The organism is Pseudoclavibacter sp. 8L (assembly GCF_902506465.1).
Classification (GTDB): domain Bacteria; phylum Actinomycetota; class Actinomycetes; order Actinomycetales; family Microbacteriaceae; genus Pseudoclavibacter.
Genome location: NZ_LR733196.1, coordinates 84,458 through 92,435 on the forward strand (window position 1 = coordinate 84,458; position 7,978 = coordinate 92,435).

A 7,978-nucleotide genomic window follows, 5' to 3' on the forward strand; every position below is an offset into this window, starting at 1 on the left:
TTCCGAACCTTCCACTCAGCGGAAACCCACGCCCACTCCATCCGCCCACCCTGCACACTCGTCTCATCCTTCCCAACGACGAGAGGCGTTCGATGACGAGCGACGAGAGCCACGGCCAGAGCGCCGAGGCAGGCGAGAGCACCGCGACCGGCGTACGCCAGTCCACGCAGGTGGCGATTATCGGAGCGGGGCCCGCTGGCCTGCTGCTCGGTCACATCCTCGGGCAGGCGGGGATCGACTACCGCATCCTCGAGGCGCGCGACAAGGACTACGTGCTCGGGCGCATCCGCGCTGGCGTGCTCGAACAGGACTCCGTCGACCTCCTCGGGAAGTACGGCCTCGACGCCGACCTCAAGGCCAACGGCCTCACCCACCACGGCATCTACCTGCAGCACGAGGGCGAGCGGCACCACATCGACTTCGCCGAGCTCACCGGCCGCACCGTCACCGTCTACGGCCAGCAGGCGCTCGTCCACCACCTCGTCGCCGAACACGAACGGCTCGGCTCCCAGCTCATCTTCGAAGCCACCGACGTTCAGCCGACCAAGATTGAATCGGCGCAGGTCGACGGGGAACGCGCATCCGTCGCCTACACGGCCCCGAACGGCGAGCGCATCACCCTCGACTGCGACTACATCATCGGCGCCGACGGTTACCACGGAGTCTGCCGCCGCACCTTCCCCGAAGGCACCCTCGAGGTCGCCGAACGCGTCTACGACTTCGCGTGGCTCGGCATCCTCGCCGACGTCGCCCCCTCCACCGACGACCTCATCTACGCGCTCCACCGCGACGGCTTCGCCATGCACTCCATGCGCTCCACCACCGTCTCGCGCCTCTACCTGCAGGTCAGCCCCGACGATGACATCGCCAACTGGAGCGACGAGCGCATCTGGGAAGCCCTCCAGACGCGCCTCGGCACCAAGGGCTGGACCCTCACCGAAGGCCCCATCACCGAGAAGTCGATCCTGCCCATGCGCAGCTTCGTCGTCTCCACCCTCAACTACGGCCGCCTCTACCTCGTCGGCGACGCCGGCCACATCGTGCCCCCGACCGGTGCGAAGGGCCTCAACTCGGCCATCGCCGACGTCGCCCTCCTCGCCGAGGCCCTCCAAGCCCACTACGCCGGCGACGACACGGGCCTCGAGGAGTACAGCGACACAGCGCTCGACCGGCAGTGGAAGGTGCAGCACTTCTCGCAGTGGATGACCGACATGCTCCACGTGCACCCCGCCGACGGATCCGCCGAGCAGAGCGCCTTCGACTTCCAACGCCAGCTCGGGCAGATCCGCTACGTCACCTCCTCGCACGCCGCCCAGGTCAGCCTCGCCGAGCAGTACGCCGGCCTCCCGTTCGTGGATGCACGATGAGCGCCCCGCAGGAACAGCCCGAGCAGCTCGACGGGCCCGTCGACTCGCTAGTCACCCAGGCGCACATCTCGCAGCAGATCGCCGACATGCACACCGCACACGCCGACGACACCCGCAGCCACCCGCTGCGCGACTTCGCGCCCTACCGATCCGTCGCGCTGCGCCACCCCACGCACGAGCTCGTGCGCGCCGACCCCGAGGAGATCGAACTCGTCTCTCCCGCGTTCGGACACACCGACGTCGCTGCCGAGGAATCGGACCTCACGATCCAGCACAACGGCGAACCCATCGGCGAGCGCATCATCGTCTCCGGGCGCATCCTCGACGGCGAAGGCCGCCCCGTGCGCGGCCAGCTCGTCGAGATCTGGCAGGCCAACGCCGCCGGACGCTACGTGCACAAGCGCGACCAGCACCCCGCCCCGCTCGACCCGAACTTCACGGGCGTCGGCCGAATCATCACGGGCGACGACGGCGAGTACCGGCTCACCACCATCAAGCCGGGCGCGTACCCGTGGAAGAACCACCGCAACGCGTGGCGCCCCGCGCACATCCACTTCTCCCTGTTCGGCACGCAGTTCACGCAGCGCCTCATCACGCAGATGTACTTCCCCGGCGACCCGCTCTTCGCGCTCGACCCCATCTACCAGTCCATCGTCGACCCAGCCGCACGCGCAAGACTCGTCGCGAACTACGACCACGACGTCAGCGAGCACGAGTGGGCGATCGGCTACAAGTGGGACATCGTGCTCACCGGCTCGAAGTCCACGTGGATGGAACCGGAGGACACCGACCATGCCTGAACCCACCACCACCGAGGCGGCACCGCTCGGCCAGACGCCGTCGCAGACCGTCGGCCCCTTCTACGGCTACGCCCTGCCCTACGAGCGCGGCGGCGAGATCGCCGCCCCCTGGCGACCCGACGCGATCCGCCTCCACGGCACCGTCACCGACGGTGCAGGCGAGACGGTTCCGGATGCCATCCTCGAGCTGTGGGGGCTCGACGCCGACGGCCAGCCGGTCGCGCAGCGCGGCAGCCTCGAACGCGACGGCTACACGTTCACGGGCTTCGGCCGCGCACCGGCCGACCGCGACGGCCACTACTCGTTCACGACCATCAAGCCAGGGCGACGGGATGCGGGAGCCGCCCCCTACCTGCTCGTCACGATCTTCGCGCGGGGCCTCCTCCACCACCTCTTCACGCGTGCCTACTTCGGCGACCAGCCCGCCGAGAACGAGACGGACCTCGTGCTCGCCGGCCTGGCCCCCGAGCGCCGCGCCACCCTCATCGCGACACCGGATGCACCCGGCAGCTACCGCTTCGACATCCGCCTCCAGGGCGACGGCGAGACGGTCTTCTTCGACTTCGGCCAGGAGCTGTGACCGTGCGCCGGGAAGGCGGGGACGAGCAGGGCTCGCTCGTGCGCGGCATGCTCCGCGTCGAGGCCGAGCTGCTGCTCGCGTGGGCGGCGCTCGAGACGAAGGACGCCACCGCATCCGCACGGGCCGTCGAGACCGCCGACCTCGATGCCGACGCGCTGCGCGACGGCCTCGAGTCGGACGGCGTGATGGTTCCGGAGCTCGTGCGCCAGCTGCGCGCCTCCCTCGCCACCGCCGGCGTCGAGGCCCCGCGCCTGCACGCCGGCGCGACGAGCCAGGACATCGTCGACTCCGCCAGCATGCTGCACGCGCGCGACGCGCTCGCCGCCGTGCGCGCCGACCTCGCCACGACCGGCACCCGCCTCCAGGGCCTCGCCGACGCCGAACGCCGCTCACCCCGCGTCGCCTACACGCTGGGCCGGCAGGCCGCCGCGAGCACACTCGGCGTGCAGTTCGCGGGCTGGCTCGACGGCGTCACCTCCGCCATCGCGGCCATCGACGCCCTCGACTACCCCGTGCAGTTCGGCGGTGCCGTCGGAACCGGTGAGGCAGCCGACCGGCTCGGGTCTGGCGCGCAGACCACGAGCATTCTGCGGGCGCACCTCGCTGCGGGCCTCGGCCTCGACGACCCCCGCCGCTCCTGGCACGCCGAGCGCACCCCGGTGCTCGCCGTCGCGAGTGCCGCGACGGCCGTGTGCACAGCCCTCGGGCGCATCGGACGCGACCTCGTCACCTCCTCCGGCGAACGCGTCGGCGAACTGTCGCTTGCCGGCGGCGGCGCCTCCTCGGCGATGCCCCACAAGCAGAACCCCGTCGCCCCCATCGTCGTCGTCTCGAACGCGCTCCAGGCACCCGGCCTCCTCGCGACCGTCGCCTCCGCTGCCATCTCCCAGGACGAACGGCCGGCCGGCGAATGGCACGCCGAATGGGATGCGCTGCGCCGGCTCCTCGAGCTCGCCAGCGTGTCTGCCCGGCGCCTCGCCGCATCCCTCGACCGCGTCACCGTCGAGCGCGAGACGGCGCGGCACCACCTCGCTGACTCCGCCGTCGCGGGCGCCGACCAGGTCACGCTGCAGGCCGCGAACCGCGTCGTGAACGCCGCCATCAGCCGGTTCCTCTACCAGGACGCCAGCCAGGATCGCGACACAGACAGCGACACCGACACCGGCTTGGGCGGCGGCAGCCACGCCAACAGCGACGCAGGCGACAGCACGAACAGCGAGGAGACGGCATGACGATCCCACGGCTCAGGGGCGCTTTCGCCCCCGGCACGCAGCCCGCAGCCCAGAACGAACTGTTGGTGCTGCTCCCATCGCTTGGCACCACGATGGCGCTCTGGGACGGCACCGTCGAAGCTCTGCGCGCCTCGACACCCGGCAGCACGCTCCGCATCCTGCGCGTCGACCTCCCGGGCCACGGCTCCAGCCCCGCCGTCGCCGAGCCGTTCACGATCGCCGAGCTCGCGGATGCGGTGCTCGGGGTCGTCGAAGAAGCCGGCGGCGGCGCATTCCACCTCGCGGGGCTCTCCCTCGGCGGGGCCATCGCCCTTGAGCTGGCCCTCGCGCACCCCGAACGCGTCAAGAGCCTCGCGCTCTTCTGCACCGACTCGAAGATCGGCACCACCGAGGGATGGGAGCAGCGGGCCGCCGCGGTGCGCGCATCCGGCACCGCGTCGCTCGTCACGGGCAGCGCCGAACGGTGGTTCGCGCTCGGCTTCCTCGAGCAGCACCCGCTCTCTCCGGCTGCGCGATTCCTCTCGACGCTCATCGACATCGACGACGAGTCGTACGCCCGCTGCAACGAGGCACTCGCCGCCTTCGACCGCACCGCATCGCTCGGCTCGCTGCGCGCACCCGTGCTCGTCGTGAGCGGCGAACACGACGCCGTCACGACACCGGAAGCCATGCAGACGCTCACCGAGCGCATCCCAAACGGCTACCACTCGACCATCGCCGGCACCGCCCACCTCGCCGCGCTCGAAGACCCGGACGCCGCGGCCCGCCTCCTCACGACGCACCTGCGCGCATCCGCCTCGCCGGCGCAGCCCGGCGCGACGAGCCCGCACGAGCAGGGCATGCGCGTGCGCCGCGAGGTGCTCGGCGACGCGCACGTCGACCGCGCCGTCGCCGGAACGACCGCAGAGACCGCGCCGTTCCAGGACTTCATCACCCGCTACGCGTGGGGCGAGATCTGGGCGCGCGACGAGCTGTCCCGCCGCGAGCGGTCCATCGCGACGCTCGCGAGCCTCGTCACCGGATCGCACGAGGCAGAGATCCGGATGCACGTGCGCGCCGCCCTCACCAACGGCCTCACGCGCGCCGAGATCGCCGAAGTCATCCTGCACACCGCGCTCTACGCCGGGCTGCCTCCCGCCAACGGAGCCCTCGGCATCGCCAAGGAGGTCTTCGCGGACCTCGACGCCGCCAGTACCGCAGACACCGCAGAATCCCCAGAATCCAGCCCCAACGAAGGAGCAGAACGTGGATAAGACCTACGCTTCGGCGGCCGACGCCGTCGCCGACATCCCGGCGGGCGCATCGCTCGCGGTCGGAGGCTTCGGCCTCTCCGGCGTGCCCATCACCCTCATCCGCGCCATCCAGGCGCTCGGCGTCGACGGCCTCGAGGTCGTCTCCAACAACTGCGGCGTCGACGGCTGGGGCCTCGGCGAACTGCTCTCCGAAGGGCGCATCCGCCGCGTCATCGCGAGCTACATCGGCGAGAACAAGGAGTTCGCGCGCCAGTACCTGTCCGGTGAGATCGAGGTCGAGCTCACCCCGCAGGGCACCCTCGCCGAGCGCCTGCGCGCTGGCGGCGTCGGGGTCCCCGCCTTCTACACGGCGACCGGGGCCGGCACCATGGTCTCCGAGGGCGGGATGCCCATCCGCTACAACTCCGACGGCACCGTCGGCCTCGTCAGCGACCCCAAGGAGCAGCGCCCCTTCGACGTGTTCGGGGCTGCCAAGGAGTACGTGCTCGAGACCGCCATCAGCACCGACTTCGGGCTCGTGCGCGCCGCCGTCGGCGACCGCCACGGCAACCTGCGCTTCGAGAAGTCGACCCGCAACTTCAACCCCCTCGCCGGCATGGCCGGGCGCATCACGATCGCCGAGGTCGACCGACTCGTCGAGCCAGGCGAGCTCGACCCCGACGAGATCCACCTGCCCGGCATCTACGTCGACCGGGTGGTCGTGCTCACGCCGGAGCAGTCCGGTGAGCTGCCCATCGAGAAGACCACCGTCCGGCCGCGCGAAGCCGCCGCAACGACCGCATCCACCGACTCGAGGGGACACGCCTGATGCCGCTGACCAGGAACGAGATGGCCGCCCGCGCCGCCAAGGAGCTCAAGGACGGCTCGTACGTGAACCTCGGCATCGGACTGCCGACGCTCATCCCGAACTACATCGACGACGGCATCGAGGTGGTGCTGCACTCCGAGAACGGCATCCTCGGCGTCGGCCCGTACCCGTGGGAGGGAGAGGCAGACCCGAAGCTCATCAACGCCGGCAAGGAGACCGTCACCGTGCTGCCCGGCGCGTCCTTCTTCGACTCGGCCGCGAGCTTCGGCATGATCCGCGGCGGCCGCGTCACCAACGCCGTCCTCGGTGCCATGCAGGTCTCCGCCCAGGGCGACATCGCCAACTGGGCCGTGCCCGGCAAGATGGTCAAGGGCATGGGCGGGGCCATGGACCTCGTCAACGGCGCCGAGCACGTGCTCGTCGTCATGGAGCACGTCGCGAAGGACGGCTCGCCGAAGATCGTCGAGCAGTGCACTCTGCCCCTCACCGGCAAGGGCTGCATCGACCGCATCATCACCGACCTGGCCGTCCTCGACGTGACGGACTCCGGACTCGTGCTCGTCGAGCTCGCGCCCGGCGTGACGGTCGACGAGGTTCGGGATGCAACCGGGGCCGCCTTCACGGTCGCCGATTCGCTGCAGGAGGTCTCGGCATGACCGAGCTCCGCGAAGTGGTCATCTGCTCACCGCTCCGCACGCCCGTCGGGCGGCTCGGCGGCTCGCTCGCCCCGCTCGATGCGCGGGCGCTCGGCGTCACCGTGCTCGAGGCGCTCGTCGCGCGCAGCGGGCTCGACGTCACCGCCGTCGACTCCGTCATCGGCGCGCAGGGGTACCCCTCCATGGAGTCGCCGGCCTTCGGGCGGGTGGCGGCACTGGATGCGGGCTTCCCCATCACCACGACGGGGTACCAGCTCGACCGCCGGTGCGGCTCGGGGCTGCAGGCCGTCATGAATGCGGCGATGGAGGTGCAGACGGGGGTCGCCGACGTGGTCGTCGCCCTCGGCGCAGAGTCGATGTCGAACGCTCCCCTCTATACGGAGCAGGGACGCCGCGGCACCCCGCCCGCCGGCCTCATGCTGCACGACGCCCTGGCCCGCGGCCGGGAGACCGTCGGCGGCGTCAACTACCCGAGCCCCGACGGCAACGTGGGCAGCGCCGAGCTGCTGCGTTCCGAGTACGGCATCAGCCGTGAGGCACAGGACCGCTTCGCCCTGCAGTCGCACCAGCGCGCCGTCGCCGCGCAGGAATCCGGTGCGTTCGACGCCGAGCTCGTGCCCGTCACCGTGCCAGGCCGGAAGGGCGACGTGCTCGTCGACCGGGACGAGCATCCGCGCGCCGACTCGTCGCTCGAGGCGCTCGCCCGCCTGCGGCCGATCCTCGGGAAGAAGGACCCAGCATCCACCGTCACGGCCGGCAACTCGAGCGGACAGAACGACGCGGCCGCCGCCTGCATCGTGACGACCCCAGAGCGGGCGGCTGCGCTCGGCCTCACGCCTTCGGTTCGGCTGGTTTCGTGGGCGGTAGCGGGCAACGACCCGCGCCTGTTCGGCGTCGCGCCGGTGCCGGCGACCTCGCTTGCGCTGTCGCGCGCCGGCATCGGCCTGGCGGACCTCGACGTGATCGAACTCAACGAGGCCTTCGCCGTGCAGGTGCTCGCGTGCCTCGCCGACTGGGGCATCGACGCCGAAGACCCGCGCCTCAACCCGCGCGGCTCCGGCATCTCCATCGGCCACCCCATCGGCGCCACCGGAATCCGCATGCTCGCGACCCTCGCGAACGAGCTGCCCGCCCTCGACGCCAGCCTCGCCCTCGAGACCATGTGCATCGGCGGAGGCCAAGCCCTCGCCGCCGTCTTCGAGCGCGTGTAGCGGCGCGCGGCGGGCACTGGCGGGGCGCCGCTCTGCCGCCCTGCCCTGCCCTGCCCTGCCCTGCCCTGCCC

At 71.3% G+C, this 7,978-nt stretch carries 8 protein-coding genes; all 8 read left to right on the forward strand.

Annotated elements, in window-relative coordinates; all coding sequences use genetic code 11:
• The first annotated feature begins 92 nt into the window (after window positions 1–92).
• Genes GV007_RS17200 through GV007_RS17235 form a run of 8 tightly spaced genes read left to right on the forward strand, consistent with a single transcriptional unit; the run spans window position 93 to window position 7,907 of the window.
• Window positions 93–1,367, forward strand: a complete 1,275-nt coding sequence (locus GV007_RS17200; protein WP_160074780.1) for a 4-hydroxybenzoate 3-monooxygenase — start codon at window positions 93–95, stop codon at window positions 1,365–1,367.
• Window positions 1,364–2,167: a protocatechuate 3,4-dioxygenase subunit beta gene (pcaH, locus tag GV007_RS17205; RefSeq protein WP_160074782.1), complete on the forward strand. Its 804-nt coding sequence runs from the start codon at window positions 1,364–1,366 to the stop codon at window positions 2,165–2,167. Before GV007_RS17200 ends, pcaH begins: the two co-directional genes overlap by 4 nt.
• A complete protein-coding gene (gene pcaG, locus GV007_RS17210) occupies window positions 2,160–2,747 on the forward strand; it encodes a protocatechuate 3,4-dioxygenase subunit alpha (RefSeq protein ID WP_160074784.1) in 588 nt (195 codons plus the stop codon). Before pcaH ends, pcaG begins: the two co-directional genes overlap by 8 nt.
• The gene (locus GV007_RS17215; protein ID WP_160074786.1) at window positions 2,744–3,979 is read left to right on the forward strand and encodes a lyase family protein; all 1,236 of its coding nucleotides are present in this window, start codon (window positions 2,744–2,746) and stop codon (window positions 3,977–3,979) included. The genes pcaG and GV007_RS17215 overlap by 4 nt, the downstream gene beginning before the upstream one ends.
• Window positions 3,976–5,232: a bifunctional 3-oxoadipate enol-lactonase/4-carboxymuconolactone decarboxylase PcaDC gene (pcaDC, locus tag GV007_RS19425; protein ID WP_160074788.1), complete on the forward strand. Its 1,257-nt coding sequence runs from the start codon at window positions 3,976–3,978 to the stop codon at window positions 5,230–5,232. Before GV007_RS17215 ends, pcaDC begins: the two co-directional genes overlap by 4 nt.
• On the forward strand, window positions 5,225–6,040 hold the full coding sequence (locus tag GV007_RS17225; RefSeq protein ID WP_160074790.1) for a CoA transferase subunit A: 816 nt from the start codon (window positions 5,225–5,227) through the stop codon (window positions 6,038–6,040). Before pcaDC ends, GV007_RS17225 begins: the two co-directional genes overlap by 8 nt.
• Window positions 6,040–6,696: a CoA transferase subunit B gene (locus GV007_RS17230; protein ID WP_104239807.1), complete on the forward strand. Its 657-nt coding sequence runs from the start codon at window positions 6,040–6,042 to the stop codon at window positions 6,694–6,696. The genes GV007_RS17225 and GV007_RS17230 overlap by 1 nt, the downstream gene beginning before the upstream one ends.
• The gene (locus GV007_RS17235; RefSeq protein ID WP_160074792.1) at window positions 6,693–7,907 is read left to right on the forward strand and encodes an acetyl-CoA C-acetyltransferase; all 1,215 of its coding nucleotides are present in this window, start codon (window positions 6,693–6,695) and stop codon (window positions 7,905–7,907) included. Before GV007_RS17230 ends, GV007_RS17235 begins: the two co-directional genes overlap by 4 nt.
• Window positions 7,908–7,978: the final 71 nt, after the last annotated feature.

Excerpts from the sequence above, each read along its gene's own strand:
- pcaG (WP_160074784.1), top strand. The coding sequence starts at position 2,160 with ATGCCTGAACCCACCACCACCGAGGCGGCACCGCTCGGCCAGACGCCG.
- GV007_RS17235 (WP_160074792.1), top strand. The coding sequence starts at position 6,693 with ATGACCGAGCTCCGCGAAGTGGTCATCTGCTCACCGCTCCGCACGCCC.
- pcaH (WP_160074782.1), top strand. The coding sequence starts at position 1,364 with ATGAGCGCCCCGCAGGAACAGCCCGAGCAGCTCGACGGGCCCGTCGAC.
- GV007_RS17230 (WP_104239807.1), top strand. The coding sequence starts at position 6,040 with ATGCCGCTGACCAGGAACGAGATGGCCGCCCGCGCCGCCAAGGAGCTC.
- pcaDC (WP_160074788.1), top strand. The coding sequence starts at position 3,976 with ATGACGATCCCACGGCTCAGGGGCGCTTTCGCCCCCGGCACGCAGCCC.
- GV007_RS17200 (WP_160074780.1), top strand. The coding sequence starts at position 93 with ATGACGAGCGACGAGAGCCACGGCCAGAGCGCCGAGGCAGGCGAGAGC.